Annotated in this window: 15 protein-coding genes, 1 tRNA gene and 1 other RNA gene; 2 read left to right on the plus strand and 15 right to left on the minus strand. The window is 66.3% G+C overall.

All coding sequences use genetic code 11. From position 1 onward, the window contains the following. Positions 1-18 precede the first annotated feature (18 nt). Positions 19-115: signal recognition particle sRNA small type (ffs, locus tag OG702_RS19125), an RNA gene on the minus strand. A 73-nt stretch (positions 116-188) separates the two neighbouring features. Here ffs and OG702_RS19130 point away from each other — a divergent pair. Then, positions 189-276: transfer RNA gene (locus OG702_RS19130), tRNA-Ser, on the plus strand. 79 nt (positions 277-355) lie between these two features. On the opposite strand, the gene OG702_RS19135 is transcribed toward OG702_RS19130, so the two are convergent. The 13 genes from OG702_RS19135 to OG702_RS19195 form a co-directional block, all read right to left on the minus strand. Further along, the gene (locus tag OG702_RS19135; protein WP_327290108.1) at positions 356-1,624 is read right to left on the minus strand and encodes a tyrosine-type recombinase/integrase; all 1,269 of its coding nucleotides are present in this window, start codon (positions 1,622-1,624) and stop codon (positions 356-358) included. An 86-nt stretch (positions 1,625-1,710) separates the two neighbouring features. Beyond that, the gene (locus tag OG702_RS19140) at positions 1,711-1,944 is read right to left on the minus strand and encodes a helix-turn-helix domain-containing protein (protein WP_327290109.1); all 234 of its coding nucleotides are present in this window, start codon (positions 1,942-1,944) and stop codon (positions 1,711-1,713) included. Positions 1,945-2,138: 194 nt separating this feature from the next. Next, entirely contained in the window at positions 2,139-3,320 is a 1,182-nt protein-coding gene (locus OG702_RS19145; protein WP_327290110.1) for a DUF3631 domain-containing protein, read from the minus strand. Then, the gene (locus OG702_RS19150) at positions 3,317-3,670 is read right to left on the minus strand and encodes a hypothetical protein (protein WP_327290111.1); all 354 of its coding nucleotides are present in this window, start codon (positions 3,668-3,670) and stop codon (positions 3,317-3,319) included. The genes OG702_RS19145 and OG702_RS19150 overlap by 4 nt, the downstream gene beginning before the upstream one ends. After that, positions 3,667-4,578: a bifunctional DNA primase/polymerase gene (locus tag OG702_RS19155; protein ID WP_327290112.1), complete on the minus strand. Its 912-nt coding sequence runs from the start codon at positions 4,576-4,578 to the stop codon at positions 3,667-3,669. Before OG702_RS19155 ends, OG702_RS19150 begins: the two co-directional genes overlap by 4 nt. 83 nt (positions 4,579-4,661) lie before the next feature. After that, positions 4,662-4,991 carry an RRQRL motif-containing zinc-binding protein gene (locus OG702_RS19160; RefSeq protein ID WP_327290113.1) on the minus strand — a complete coding sequence of 110 codons (330 nt, stop codon included), beginning with the start codon at positions 4,989-4,991 and terminating at the stop codon, positions 4,662-4,664. Between the two features lie 210 nt (positions 4,992-5,201). After that, positions 5,202-7,361, minus strand: coding sequence for an ATP-binding protein (locus OG702_RS19165; RefSeq protein WP_327290114.1), 2,160 nt, complete (start codon positions 7,359-7,361; stop codon positions 5,202-5,204). A gap of 83 nt (positions 7,362-7,444) precedes the next feature. Further along, positions 7,445-7,630: a DUF6257 family protein gene (locus OG702_RS19170; RefSeq protein ID WP_327290115.1), complete on the minus strand. Its 186-nt coding sequence runs from the start codon at positions 7,628-7,630 to the stop codon at positions 7,445-7,447. A 3-nt stretch (positions 7,631-7,633) separates the two neighbouring features. Further along, a complete protein-coding gene (locus OG702_RS19175) occupies positions 7,634-7,954 on the minus strand; it encodes a hypothetical protein (RefSeq protein ID WP_327290116.1) in 321 nt (106 codons plus the stop codon). 17 nt (positions 7,955-7,971) lie between these two features. After that, positions 7,972-8,229 (minus strand): hypothetical protein, encoded by a 258-nt coding sequence (locus OG702_RS19180; RefSeq protein ID WP_327290117.1) that lies wholly within the window; start codon positions 8,227-8,229, stop codon positions 7,972-7,974. Positions 8,230-8,246: 17 nt separating this feature from the next. Next, positions 8,247-9,110 (minus strand): DUF2637 domain-containing protein, encoded by an 864-nt coding sequence (locus tag OG702_RS19185; protein ID WP_327290118.1) that lies wholly within the window; start codon positions 9,108-9,110, stop codon positions 8,247-8,249. Next, positions 9,107-9,376 (minus strand): hypothetical protein, encoded by a 270-nt coding sequence (locus OG702_RS19190; protein ID WP_327290119.1) that lies wholly within the window; start codon positions 9,374-9,376, stop codon positions 9,107-9,109. The genes OG702_RS19185 and OG702_RS19190 overlap by 4 nt, the downstream gene beginning before the upstream one ends. 465 nt (positions 9,377-9,841) lie before the next feature. Further along, positions 9,842-10,621: a GntR family transcriptional regulator gene (locus OG702_RS19195; RefSeq protein WP_327293289.1), complete on the minus strand. Its 780-nt coding sequence runs from the start codon at positions 10,619-10,621 to the stop codon at positions 9,842-9,844. 16 nt (positions 10,622-10,637) lie between these two features. On the opposite strand from OG702_RS19195, the gene OG702_RS19200 reads away from it, so the two are divergent. Continuing rightward, a complete protein-coding gene (locus OG702_RS19200; RefSeq protein WP_327290120.1) occupies positions 10,638-11,099 on the plus strand; it encodes an NUDIX domain-containing protein in 462 nt (153 codons plus the stop codon). 92 nt (positions 11,100-11,191) lie between these two features. Here OG702_RS19200 and OG702_RS19205 read toward each other — a convergent pair whose 3' ends face one another. After that, a complete protein-coding gene (locus tag OG702_RS19205) occupies positions 11,192-13,369 on the minus strand; it encodes an ATP-dependent nuclease (protein WP_327290121.1) in 2,178 nt (725 codons plus the stop codon). Positions 13,370-13,485 lie beyond the last annotated feature (116 nt).

A 13,485-nucleotide genomic window follows, 5' to 3' on the forward strand; every position in this document is an offset into this window, starting at 1 on the left:
ACACCCGGCCTCCACCCACGCAAAGACCCCCCACGCACCCGCCAGAGCCCACCTACCCTTGCTGCCTTCCGGCCCTGGGGGAGTTCAGCGAGATAGCGCCACGTGAGGGGCTGCCGCCCACCCTACCCGATCCCCCCACCCCCCAACGAGTTCGCAACCACCCCTCCCCGCCCTGTACTGTTTGCGGCGGAGGATTCGCCTAGTGGCCTAGGGCGCACGCTTGGAAAGCGTGTTGGGGGCAACCCCTCACGAGTTCGAATCTCGTATCCTCCGCCAGTGCCTCACCGGGCACGACGTCGATGGCCCCCGCTGCTCGCAGCGGGGGCCATCGACGTGCGTAGTCTCATCTACAGTCTCAACGGGCCCTGCCGGGAGGCTCCGAGTCGCCCCCGGTCCCCTCCTTCGCCACCTCCCAGATGAGACCACCGACGCGTTTCGCGACGTCCGCGAGGATGCCGGAGGTCACGTGCTGGTACCGGGCTGCCATGGCACTGGATGACCACCCCATGATCTGCATCACCACCCGTTCGGGGACTCCCAGGATGAGCAGCACCGTGGCGGCGGTGTGGCGCGCATCGTGAAGGCGTCCGTCACGGACCTTGGCGCTGACAAGTAGGTCCTTCCACGCGTCGTAGTCGGTGCTCGGCACCAGCGGTTCGCCGAACGGGGACGTGAAGACGAACCCGGTCTCGCGCCATTCCTGGCCAGCGCGCCGGCGGTCGCGATCCTGCTCGTTTTTGTGCAACTCCATGAGCCGGGCCAGTTCGTCAGGCAGGCCGATGACGCGCCGCCCTGCCCGGGACTTCGTGTTGGCGGTGTCCTCGTTCTTCCGGACGCGCTGCTTGCAGTAGCCCGCTTTGCTGCCACAGTCCCCACCGCAGCCGTGCCGGTACTTCGGCCGGAGCCGGTTCATCCGCACACGGATCACGCCGTGCCTGAGGTCCACGTCCGACCAGCGCAACCCAAGCGCTTCTCCCTGCCGCAGGCCAAGCGCGAGTGCGACGGACCAGCGCGCGCTATTAGGGAGCTTGGCTGCTTCTGCGAGCAACCGCTGAACCTCTTCGAGGTCGTACGGCTCGATTTCCTCTTCTTCGACCTTCGGGGCAGCCGCCAACATGGCCACGTTGCGCGTGACGTGCCCTCTGCGCAGGGCGTGGTTCAAGGCAGTCTTGAGCGAGCGGTGTACGTGGTGGACAGTTGCCGGCTTGCTGCCCTTGGCCAGCATCTTCGAGTAGAAGCGTTCGAGGTGTTCCGGCTCAAGCTTCTCCAGCCGATGAGCACCAAGCCCGGGAACCAGGTGGACGCGAACGTCCACCTCGTAGCCGCTGTAGGTCGAGTCGCGCACGGAGGGTTTGGCGATCTCCTCGACCCAATGCAGCAGCCACGCTCCGAGCGTCCACGCCTTACCTGCCTTGCGTACCTTGCCCGCGTCGCGTTGGCTCTCCAGCTTGCGGACCTTCTTGATGATTTCCGCTTCGCTGACCTTGCTCATCACGTGTCGTCGGTCGGGCTTCCCGTCATCCCGGATGCCGACCGTGACGCGGCCGTGCCAGTAGCCGTCATTGCCGAAGTAGATGGATGAAGCGCCATCGGGGCGCTTCGCACGCTTGGGGTTTTCGCCCACAGGTCACTTCCCTGTCGTAGTGGAACAGGAAACCCCCGTGGGAGCTGCTACCGAATTCGGTAGCAGCTCCCACGGGGGTAGATGGTTCAGACGGTGCGGTGCGCCTCACGCAGGCGTGCGACGTACTCGGGCAGGGCCGCGACCGGAACGCGCCGGAGGTGGCCGATGGTGACGGACTCCAGAGCGCCCGTGCGGATGAGGTTGAAGCAGGTAGTCCTGCCGATGCGGAGACGATCGGCTGCCTCTTCGACGGTAAGCAGAACCAACGTCCGGTTGTCGTCAGGGATCTCGCTGGGGAACTCGGCAATGGCGGTGGTCACTACGGCTCCTTCGCCCGGCGGCCCGGGAGGGGTACCCCCCTCCCCCTGGAAGTCCGCTACATCCGCTACATCCGCTACATCGCAGGTCAGGACCCCGATCGATGTAGCGGATTTCGGGGGTGTAGCGGATGCATCCGCTACACGGCGGCGGCCGTGTAGCGGATTGGCGGTGCGTGTAGCGGCTTTGTAGCGGTTCAGCGGCCGGTATCCGCTACATCGTTTTCGCTGCTCAGGGGCAGTTTTTCGAGGTGTGTAGCGGATGTAGCGGACTTTCCGGGGGGAGGGGGGCAGTAGCGGGCCCACGCGTCGGTGAGGTCGGCGGCGTAGTAGCCCTTGGCGACGCCTTCGCCGTAGCGGATGTTGCGCGCCTTGATCGGCTGGTTGTCGGCAGTGACGTACTCCGCGAGGTACTTGGACAACTGCCGGGAGCCCAGAGGCTTGCCACCCATGTCCGCCCACGGCGCTTCGTCCACGGCGTTGAGCGCCGCGATGATCTGCGTCGTGGGTACGCGGTCGGCGCCGCAGAACACGTTGTCGCGCAGGTCGGTCAGCAGCCGGATTCCCAGCGACGCTTTGCCGCCGGCCGCTGCTGCGGTGACGAGTTCCACGCAGGCTTCCCGTGCCCGGGTGGGCCAGGCGCCGCCGGCAGCGTCGGCGACGGCAAGTAGGGGCTCCCACACGTCGGCAGGGCGGTCGTTGACGCCATCGGGCATCGCGGGGAAGGCGCCGTTCACCCGGTCGCGCACGCTGTCGGCCCACGTCGCGATGCGGTCCCGGAGCGCGTGCCCTTCCGGCTCATGGATGCGGGAGCGGAAGGATTCCACGTGCTCGTTGGGGGCGCGGCGCCGCATGCGGATGACGACTGAGCGGTGCAGGATCGTGTCCGGCAGCCAGCCGAGTCCCGCGACGGCAACGGCGGCGTAGACGGGGAAGGCTTGGACGGTCTGCTGATCTCCCACGGCCACGCACCGGTAGGACACCCCGATGCGGCGGTGACCGGCGTTGATCAGGCCGCGAAGTTCCTCGTTGTCGCCTGCCTTGGGGCCGAATACCGTGTCGATCTCGTCGAAGAGGATCGTCGGGCGTCCGGAGTCCATCGACACGGCGCGGAACAGTGCGGCGGGGGACGCGTTGACTGCTGCCATGGGGTGGGGGACCAGGGTTCCGCAGATCTCCAGTCCGCGCGTCTTGCCCGATCCCGGTTCCGGGGAGAGGAACGCGAGGCGGGGGGTGGAGTCGAAGCAGTCGAGCAGGTGCGCGTGCGCGTCCCACAACGCCACGGCGACGTAGGCGGCTTCGGTGGGGAAGGCGTTGAAGCGGCGGTGGAAGGCTTCCACCTCGTTGAGCAGTTCGGCGCCGTTCTCAGCGGTGGTCATGCTGCCTTCCTCCGTTCTGCTGCGGGAGTGGTGGCGGCCTGGTGGGGGCAGGTGCCGACCTTGACGCGGCTGGTCAGTTCGATCACGGCGGCTTTTCCGCGGGCGCGTTCGTGGTGACCACACCTGCACAGCCAGTCCGCGACCGGGATACCGGTCAACTTGACCCGCAAGCCCGGCAGGATGCCGCTGATCGTGACCGTGTGCGGGTCAGGGAGAACAGCAGAAAGGACGCCTGCGGCGGCGACCTTCGGCGCGCTACTCCCGGCGGGGACGCTGGCCGGTTCGGCGGGGCGGGTCTGGTCGGTGGTGGGGGTGAGGCGTTTCAGCGGCGGGGCGGCGGGGGTGGTCATGAGGCTTCCTGCCGGGGACGCACGGTGCGCAGGGAGTAGGCCAGAGCGCTGCGGATCGTGGCGCGGCACTCGGCAGCGGTGAGTCCCGACGACTCGCCCCCCGCCTGAAACGCCTCTTCCACGGCCGTGCGGTCGATGTCGCCGCGCGCCACGTACCGGCCCACCCGGATCACTGCCCGCAGCAGTTCCTTGTTGCGCTCTCCGACAGCGCGCCGTGCGGCAACGGCGGCGCTCTCGCGTTCGAGGGCGATTTGGGCGCACCGGGAGGCGTTGCGGACCGGCGGGAGCCGGAACGGGGCCGCCGTGAGCCTCTGAGGGGCCGTCAGGGCGGTTTGAAGCCATTCGGGTAGGTCTGCAACCGGGGAGTCGTCCAGGACCGCATACGGGCCCTGAGGGGTTTGGCTGCCGAGCGCGACGACCTGTCCGCCCCAAGCGCGGGTGTCGACCTTCTTCGCGAGGGTGCTCGCGGTGTTGGTCAGCCGCGTGCCGGGCGGGGCGGTGAAGTACAGGTGCTGCCCGCCGCTGGGGGTCCGGATGCGGCGTGTGGTGGGGACGGCCTGTCCGGCGCGCTCGCAGAGCGCCAAGAAGTTGCTCACGCCGTCAGGCGTGCCCTTCTCGTCTGTCGGCTTGAGCGTGTCCAGGTCGACCACGAGAAGCCCGGCGGGCCCGGTGGCGATCCCGACGTTGAACGGGCCTGCCGACCAGCAGCGCGCGATGCGCTGCGGGTCGGTGGTGGCGCGCTGTTCGAACGTGCGGTGCCCGTCCGTGCAGTCGCCTGTGCCGGGGCAGCGGCGCTCACCGTGCAGGGCGGGGACCTTCCCGCCGGGGCGCAGCGGGATGACGGGCCAGCCGCGTTCGGCGGCGGCGAGCGCTGCGGACAGCAGCGCGGAAGGGTGGGGATGGGTCATGCTGGTGGTTCTCCTGTCCCTTCGGGGATGGATGGAGGACCGTGGCGGCGGATTGTCCTTGGTCGGGAGCCGCCGCCACGGGACTACTTGTCGGCGCAGGGCCAGCAGCAGCCCAGCGAGGTGGAGATGACGTAGCCGCGATCGGTCCGGCAGGCGGGGCAGGTGCGGCGGGCGCGCATCATCGCGGCGTGCGAGCGCCAGCGGCCGGGGGTCATCGGCCGGACGGGTCGGGCGGTGGTGGGGTCGTAGAGGTAGGCGGTGCGCCATCCGCCGCAGTGGCGGGCCTTGCGGGAGCGCCAGCGGAGTTCTGCGACGACTTCCGCGCGGGCGGCGCTGAGTCCGTGCTGCCGGAGTTGGCGGCGGGTCATCAGGCCGTGCGGGGCGAGGCGGTAGCGGTAGACAGGCAGGGTCACCAGGTCCCCCTTCCGTAGGGCCGGAACGGTGACTGTGTGTGCAGGGAGGGAGGCAGGGGTCACCCCGAGACCCCTGTTTCCGGGGGTTTCCGCAGGTCGCGGCGGGGTGGCTCCCTGCCTCCCTGAGTGAGGGTTGTTGCTGATCAGGCCGGAGAGGCGGGGTCAGGGAGGCGGTGAGGGAGTTCTCCCTGCCACCCTGGACGCCTCCCTTTACGCTCCGTCACCTTCGGCGGTGTCGGCGGCGCGCTGGTCGATGGCGGCGCGGACCTTGGCCCGGTCGACAACCATCACGCCGTCCGACTTGTGCGGGGCCGCGCCGAACGGCTCCAGCACCTCGCGCAGGTCCCCGAACTTCCAGCCCCGGTACTCGGTCGGGCGCAGTTCGGCGAGGCGCTGCAACACCTCCTGCGTGCGCATCCGGTCGGCATCGGCGAGCACGGTCGCGATGTCAGCGAGCGCGTCCACCTGCTCGCCCGTGTCGACCGCGCTGCGGGTGGTCACCCCGGTGCGGCGGGCCTTGGCGCGCTCCGCGACTTCGGCGGCGGCGTCGCCGTCGATGAAGTGCGTGCGGATGGTGATGCTGGACTGACCGGGCGCGAGCTTCACCCCGTCGCCGGCCACGACGACGGTGCCCTTGTCCAGGCCCTGACGGAGCTTGTGCGGGGCGGCGCCGCCGTCGATGGCCTTGTCTCCCAGCGCCATCCTGGCCTGCGACTCCGTGCCCAGCACCAGCGAGGCGCGGATGTGCGCACCCTCCCGGACCAGCTTGGGCAGGTTCTGGTCGGTCGGGTCCTGCGTGCCCTGCCAGAGCAGCACGTCGACCGCACGGCCCTGGTTGTGGATCTTCCGTGCGGCCTGGAAGTAGCGGGAGGTGGCCTTGACCCCGCCGTAGGGCCGCTTGTCCGGACCTACGGCCGGGCACATGAACGCCACCTGCGCTTCGTCCACCAGCAGGATCAGCGGGTCCCACGTGGTGCCGGCAGGGGCCATGAGGCGCCGCTCCATCTCGGCAACGCCGTGCTCCAGCATCTCGGTCGCGTCGATGACGTGGTCATCGGTCGGACCCTCGATCAGCACGGTGGCCAGCCCCAGGAACATCCGCCAGTCCCCCACGCCCTTGAGGTCGGCGATGCGGACCTCCACGGTCGGGTCCAGGACCAGCCACAGCAGCAGCGCGCGAAGCGAAGCGGTCTTGCCCTGGTTGGACAGGCCCGTGATGAGCAGGTGGCGTTGGAACAGGCTGATCAGGGCTGCATCTCCGCGCAGGTCCTGTCCCCACGGGGCGCGACCGGTGGCGTAGTTGGCGGACATGTCGGCGTCGATGGCCAGCGGAGAGGGGCCGATCGGCTCATCCAGCGCACCGGAGTCGGCAATCCACAGGCGCACTGTGCGCGCGGCCTGCGGGATGCTGACGAACACCTCGTGCTCGTGCCGTCCCAGGTTCTCCGCCAACTTCCGGCGGCGCCCCTGGACTTCCTCCGTGCTGACGCCGGAGGGCAGGGTGACGTCGACCTCGACACCGCATCCGGCGATCCGGATCGGGCCGAGCATCGCGGCGCCGTTGTCCTCCATGGCCCGGATCGCGCCGCGCAGGGCGGCGATGCCCAGGTCACGCAGGGCGGTGACCACGATCGACGGAGTGATCGGCGCGCCGTCGTTCGAGCGCTGCACGGGCGGCAGTGCCCAGTTGGGGGCTGCCTGCCCGCGCCGGCCGACGTTCCACAGGCCGAACAGGGCCAGCCACGGGGCGAGGAAGACCGCCGGGCCCCACACGATCGACGCCAGCCACACCAGCGTGCGGATCACGTCGATGGTGAACGCGATCGGTGCGATGACCTGCGCCGGTTCGTGCTCGGCTATCGCCAGCACGGTGCCCAGGGCCAGCAGGCCCCCGGCGGTGGTGGCGGTGCCGACCACGGCGCCCTTGGCGATGCGCTGCGGGGCGGTGAGCAGGTCCATGCGCCGCTGGTGGCGGGCGGCGCGGAACTGCCTGCCCCGCTCTTCCCACTCCATCGCGGTCTCGTGCTGCCCCGCGGCTTCGGCGATGCGGATCATCCGCTCGTAGCGGGCGGCGGACCGGCCGTCCCACGCCCGCTTGGCGAGGATGCCCGCGCCGCCGGCCACGTAGGCGCCGTGCCGGGCCGTCGCACGGGCGGCGGTACGGGTGCGCTGGTCGGTGGCGACCACCCGCACCGTGCGTGCGGTACGCCGCCACAGCGGCGCCACAGGGGCGGTCGACGTGGTGGCGGAAGGGATGACGACGCCTTCCAGCACCTCGCCCTGCGGCGCGGCACCGGGCGGGACGTCGTGCTTGGTCAGATCGGGCGCCGGCCGGGGCCGGTACGCGTCCAGGTCGATGACTTCGGTCATGCTGGGGTTACCTGCTCTCTGGTATGAGGTGCGGGCCCGGACCGTCCGGAGTCTTGGCGGATGACGGTCGGTCCGGGGCAGAGCTACTTGCCGTCCTGGTCGGCGCGCTTGCGGGCGCCGTCGATGATGCGATCGACCTTGGCCTGCAAGTCGCTCAGGTCGACGTCTTCACCGGCGATGGCGCGTTTGGCCATCCGGGCGATGTACCAGCCGACTTTGGCGGCTTCGCCGGCCGTGAGGGGCGGGTCGTTGGGGTGGGTGCGGATCACGGGTCACCGCTTCCTGATGTCGCGGTAGATGCCGTAGACCACCAGCACCACCAGCGCGACGCACGCCGACGCGATGGCCAGCGCCACGGCGGCGAACGCGACCGTGACCATGAGCATCGAGCCGCCGATGCCGATGGCCAGCCACTTGCCCGCCGTACCCGCGCCGGACTGCTGCTGCACCACCACGGGCGGCGGCGCAGGAGTGGTGGACTGCTGCACCTGGAAGATCTGAGCGGCCTGGATCGCGGCGAGGATCACCGCGAACTGCTCGCCCTGCCGGGCGGCTTCGACCGCGTCGGCGGAAGCCTTGCTGATGTCGGACATGAGTCGAGCCCTTCCGATCAATGGGTGACGGGCCGATGCCAGGCGTAGGGCGGCAGGGCGGCGGCGGCCTTGAACGTGCGGATAGCAGCACCCTCGGCCGCGTTGGGGAGTGCGTAGACCCGGGCCCCGTTCAGTGAGGCGAGCATGCGGGCGGCGTGGTGCTCGCAGCCGTCCGCCCCGGCTCCGAAGGCGTCCACGATCGTGACCGCGAGGGGTCCGTCGCAGGCGCTGGGGTCGCTGGGGTGCGCGGCGGGGCACCGGCCCGTGTCGGTCATGACGTGATCTCCCGCTCTCACAGGGCCAGTGCGGAGGAGTCCGCGCGCTGGTCATCGGCGACCAGGTGCAGGGGCGTCGGGGCGGTGCGCTCAGCCCGCAGCGCGTCGCGCAGCAGCCGGCCGTTGGCGGACGAGGTGTGCACGGCCTTGCGGATCGCCTCGCCGGTCAGCGCGTCGTCCGACCAGTCGGCCGTTGCCCGCCGTGCCTCGCTGAGCAGTTGGTCGGGCGTACGGGTCGGTCGGGGCGCGCGGGCCGACTTCGGCACCGGGCCGGTCGGTCGACGCGGACCAGCCGGGACAGGCTCGACTGCCACAGGGAGCGGTACCGGGTCGGTCGACTCCGGCAGGGGGGAGGCGACCGGCGCGGACGCCGTTGCGCGAGTCGACTCCCGCAGGTCAGACCCCAACCGATTTACGGTAGAAAGGATCGTCTGATCCTGGTTTGCGACCGGTGCGGGGCGGTGGTGCAGAACCTTGGCGACCAGGTCGGAGCCGAAGAAAATCGACCCGACCGGCAGCGAGGTGGCCAGCAGCACCAGAACCCAGTTGGCGGGCGCGTAGTCGACCAGGTGCAGTCGACCGGCGGCGTGTTCGTGCAGGGCGGGCACCAGGCCGTGAACGTAGTTCAGGACCAGCGAGGCGAGGGTGTAGCCGGCCAGCACCCGCAGCGCGAACTTCCGGTCGTCACCGGTCAGAACCAGCGTCGCGACCAGCGCGAGAGCCATCAAGCCGTCGACCACGAACGGGTAGAGCAGGGCGGCGGTGTGGTCGGCGCCCACCGTGCTGGCGATGTCGCGCAACGCGTTCCAGGACACCCGGAACGCCATCCCGACCACCACCACCAGCGCGGCCACCAGCAGGACCTTGGCCTTGCGGTTCATGCCGCCAGCCCCTTCCTGCCCGACCGGCGGCGGACCACCGTGGCGGGGCGGGGCGACGGGGCGAGGTGCAGCAGCTCCGGCATGGTCCGGCCGATGGTCTCCACCGCCAGCGCGGTGGTCCGGTCCACCATGCCCGGGTCGTCGGCGAGGATGTCCCGCGCCGCCGCCTCACGCGCGGCCCGGTCCTGCTCGCTCTCGCCCTCGACACCCAGCCACAGGTCAAGCGGGGTGCCCAACGCGAGTTCGATGAACTCAGTCGTACTCACGGCCCGATGGGGCCCAACGAAGTCGTACACGGGTCGTCTCCTGACGATGGATGGAGGGGCCCGGAACGGCGGAATGTCCTTGGTCGGGAGCCGCCGAACCGGGCAATGGATGGTGCGAAAACCCCGGGCCGGATCTGATCCGGCGCCCTCACGGCGTGGATACCGGGGCTGACGTGCATGTCTCCTTCGGGTCAGCAGCTCCCGTACGAGGTAGAGCCGCCGAAGCCCGTTGTAGGCAGAGACGTGACCTTTCGGTCTCGTGCCATCCGGCTGACAAGGCGCCGGTGACCTCGGTCCGCTCTGTTCCGGACCCCTTGGGCGTGCCTGAGCAGCCCTATGAGGGCCACTCGGTCACTCCTGCACTCATGTGCAGGAGTGACATTTAGAAGAGTGCATGACTCCTGTACATGAGTCAACCCGCCGCGAGAACTTCGTTCGCGACGGGCTGCGGGTGGGGTGATGCTGTCAGTCTCCGGCGGGGATGCGGTAGTCAAGAACGAACTGGTCAGCCGCCATGATCGTGTCGCATACCTCCACCACGCGGCCGCTTTCGGTTTCGGCGCTTCGGGTCAGATGGATGACAGGAGCTCCGGGGCTGAGCCGCAACGCGCTGGTCTCCTGCTTGGTGGCCAAGCGGGCGCGCACGGTCTCCGTGAACTCCCTGAGAGTGTGGCCGTTGTCCTCCAACCGTGCGTAGATGCCACCGCCGCCGGGGTTGTCCTCGAAGAGCTCCGGGATGTCCTTGGCGATGTCCCACGGCAGGTATGACGTGGCTTCCTCGGTCGGTGTGCCGTCGCTGAAGTACAGGCGCCGCCGTGCCAGCACCTTGCTTCCCGCGGTCACGTCCAGGCGCTCGGCGATGTCCGCTGGCACGTCGACCGGGCCGACGTAGAGGACGGTCACGCCCGGAGTCTTGCCCGCCTGCTCCGATTCTGCGATGTACGCGGCTTTGCCCGCGTTCCGGTGCGAGCGGCGGAAGCGGTCCGATGACTTACGACGGACGGGTGGCTTGCTCTTCACGAACGTGCCCTTGCCGTGCAGCGTGTCGACCAGGCCCATCGGCCGCAACTCGGCAACCGCCTTGCGCGCAGTGCCTTGCGCGACGGAGTACCGGGTCATGAGCTGAGCTTCGCTGGGTACCTGCTCACCAGGTTTAAGCACGCCCGCCCTGATCTGGTCTGCCAGGTCTTCGGCGATCTGTAGGTATCGTGCCTTGCCAGAGTCACGCGAGGCAGTAGAGCCCATGTCCTTCAATCCTCCTATGCTCATGTACATGAGTAACGCTACCGAGGTGAGTCCGTCAATGTCGCTCCATTCGGTCTCAGTCGCCGGCGTCGTGGTCCGCGACGACGGCCGTGTCCTGGTGATCCGCCGCGCGGACAACGGTGCGTGGGAAGCCCCGGGCGGAGTTCTGGAGTTGGACGAGGAACCGAGCGTCGGAGCCTGCCGCGAGGTTCTGGAAGAGACCGGGGTAAAGGTGGACGCCCTGCGCTTGACCGGCGTCTACAAGAACATGGCGCGCGGCGTCCTGGCTCTGGTCTTCCTGTGCCGACCAGTCGGCGGCCGGGAGCAGACGTCGAGTGAGAGCACTGACGTGCGGTGGTTCACGCGCAGCGAAGTGCAAGACCGCATGACCGAGGTGTACTCGGTCCGGGTTCTAGATGCCTTGAATGCGGGCCATGTGCCTGTTAGGAGTCATGATGGCCACCGTTTTATCCCCTGAGCCAGGTACTTGCCTGCTGCAGGGGCTCGTCTCCGCCCAGGAGCAACGGAGACAAATAAGGGGTGTCATAGACCGAAAACAGTCTCCATCCTTCAGAGAACGAGCTCGTTCAGTAGATTCTTTATCTCTTCAGGTATTTCGGCGGCAGTCATACCTGAGGCGATTTTTTGAGAATCGGTGCGCTTATTGAAGCGCAGGCCATAGAGTTGAAGTATCCCGTCAATAAGCTCATCGCCGGGAATCATCGAACTCTTCTCATTTTCCCATCGTGACCCAACTTCGCTTTCGACTTCCTTGATCAGATCAGGAAGAGAATCCGAAAGAGATTGCAATGAATCTTTGGCAGCCTCAAGTTGTCCGGTGAGAGAAGCCTGAAAATCCGTCCCCTCGGGCCTCTTCAGAACTGCCTCCCGCTTGGGAATAATAGGCTTGCATGCGTGTTTCAAGACTCGACGTTCAACCGCAATTGGGAGGAGTCGCTCGCATATCTCATTAAGGGCAGATTCCATCTCCTCTGGGGTGGGGGAGTGTTCACCTCCGGACTTCTCTTCTATGAATCTGCAGAGAGCTGTGGGAGCGAGAAGGTAGTTCTCGATTTCGCGACGTTCAAGGACTTTTACCTCGCTCATACCTCGTACTCGATCTTGCAAACTCTCCAAGTCTCGAAGGTCTCTCTCATCGCGATCTAGGACGAAGAAGGTCCTAACCTTTCGCTTTCCGAGGAATGAAAGGGTTGACCCAGTCGCATAATGCGTGAAGTTACGCGCACCGCCAGTGGTGACAAAGCCGAGTGACGCCTGGCCGAAACTGACACCAAGTGTGTCAGCGAATGTTCGCAGAATTTGCTCATCGGAGGGCCCTTCGACGAACACCAGCCTGTCGAACATAAATAGAGAGCTGAGGCGGATCCCCAGTTCATGCGGAATCGCCTCCTCGGCCTCCGAAACGTCGAGGCGATGCACGAGTGTGTCTCCGGACTTTCGAATCAGGTAGACATTCTCCAGAGAGCCGACGTCCAGGAAGTTTGTAGAGTGCGTCGTGAGGAAGATCTGACAGTCTGAGCTGACACTTTTCAAGTACTGCATGAGGGCCGTCTCTAGGGCCGGATGGAGGTGAACTTCTGGTTCCTCGACAAGGAGGACCGTTGGCCTCTCAAATTCGCGATCCAAGATCAGTCGCAAGGCTTCGCGGATGCCTGACCCGTTCATCTGAATAAGGAAGTCATCCACATCGAGCTCAGCCAAAATGCCGCTACTGCGCCGCGTCGGCTGAACGTCTGCGCTGAAAGCATCAATTTCTACGCCCAACAGACTGCGAACGACCGATTGGATTGCTTGAAGTACGGCTCCCTGGCCACGACTTGTTTTGAGCTTGAGAATCCTGCTAGCCTCTGCCTGGCCAATTGGCTTGCGTTCTTCGGACAGATTGTGCACTGTCATCCCAGCGATTATCTGGGAAAAGGTTGTGACATATGCGGGTACGGACTTTGATTCACCCGAGAATGTTGTCACTGGATGCGCGATTTCGGATGCCTTGACTGCTTCGACTCCGCTGGCCAAAGTCTCATAGCGTCCCTGTACCCGCTCCTGAAAGTCAGCGTAAGTAGAGCCGGCGCTAATGAGTTCTGCGAGAGTCGAGCTGTTGGTTGTGTTTCTTAGAGATGGGGGAAGTGCAATAAACCCTCCTCTCTCTTTGCTTCGCCTCCAGTCGTCCTCATCTACGTAGGATTCCACCACTTCAAGCGACTCGATTTTTTGTGCATAGGATGCGAGCTCCAAAGCAATCGACCGCATGTCTTGGGCGCTCTCTGGGCTCACGGAAAAAATTGTGCGACCGGTACCCGCCGCCTCGCCGAATTTTATGATAGAGATGTAGCCAATTCGCTGAGGCGGCGGCAAGAATTTTAGCCCGACCGAGATGATATTACCTAGTTCTTCCTTGGATACGGCATTCTTCACTTGTGGTGCTTCAGAAGCAATCATTCCAAGTAGGAGGTCAATCTCGGATTCTTCTAGTTGTAGACTTAGGGAGATGTCAATGGGCCTGCTCGAATTTCTCCCATGCCAGTCGTCCAAAGATTTGATGTCGGGAGATACGGTAATGACAGACCCATCCGATTTGAAAAAATCGAAGAATGTTCTGATTGCTGTCAGTATGTTGGATTTTCCCGAGTTGTTCTTGCCAATCAGGACATTCAGCTCTCCGCATGCTTCGAGCTCTGTTTCCAGGATGCTGCGAAAGGCCGTAATTCTGACCGACGTGATACGCACGGGACCCCCTTATTTGACATCTTGGGGCATAGGGTACCGTTCGGGCTCCCCTCTGTCAGGCACTCTGCAGAAGGGACCAAGCGGCCTTCCGGTCGACTGATCGTTAGTCGAAAGCT

It is taken from the genome of Streptomyces sp. NBC_01198 (assembly GCF_036010485.1).
GTDB lineage: Bacteria > Actinomycetota > Actinomycetes > Streptomycetales > Streptomycetaceae > Actinacidiphila.

What these genes read in the sequence shown, in the direction of transcription:
- OG702_RS19155 (WP_327290112.1), bottom strand. Translation starts at nt 4,578, where the DNA reads ATGACCCATCCCCACCCTTCCGCGCTGCTGTCCGCAGCGCTCGCCGCC.
- OG702_RS19165 (WP_327290114.1), bottom strand. Translation starts at nt 7,361, where the DNA reads ATGACCGAAGTCATCGACCTGGACGCGTACCGGCCCCGGCCGGCGCCC.
- OG702_RS19195 (WP_327293289.1), bottom strand. Translation starts at nt 10,621, where the DNA reads ATGGGCTCTACTGCCTCGCGTGACTCTGGCAAGGCACGATACCTACAG.
- OG702_RS19175 (WP_327290116.1), bottom strand. Translation starts at nt 7,954, where the DNA reads ATGTCCGACATCAGCAAGGCTTCCGCCGACGCGGTCGAAGCCGCCCGG.
- OG702_RS19145 (WP_327290110.1), bottom strand. Translation starts at nt 3,320, where the DNA reads ATGACCACCGCTGAGAACGGCGCCGAACTGCTCAACGAGGTGGAAGCC.
- OG702_RS19180 (WP_327290117.1), bottom strand. Translation starts at nt 8,229, where the DNA reads ATGACCGACACGGGCCGGTGCCCCGCCGCGCACCCCAGCGACCCCAGC.
- OG702_RS19185 (WP_327290118.1), bottom strand. Translation starts at nt 9,110, where the DNA reads ATGAACCGCAAGGCCAAGGTCCTGCTGGTGGCCGCGCTGGTGGTGGTG.
- OG702_RS19200 (WP_327290120.1), top strand. Translation starts at nt 10,638, where the DNA reads ATGCTCATGTACATGAGTAACGCTACCGAGGTGAGTCCGTCAATGTCG.
- OG702_RS19150 (WP_327290111.1), bottom strand. Translation starts at nt 3,670, where the DNA reads ATGACCACCCCCGCCGCCCCGCCGCTGAAACGCCTCACCCCCACCACC.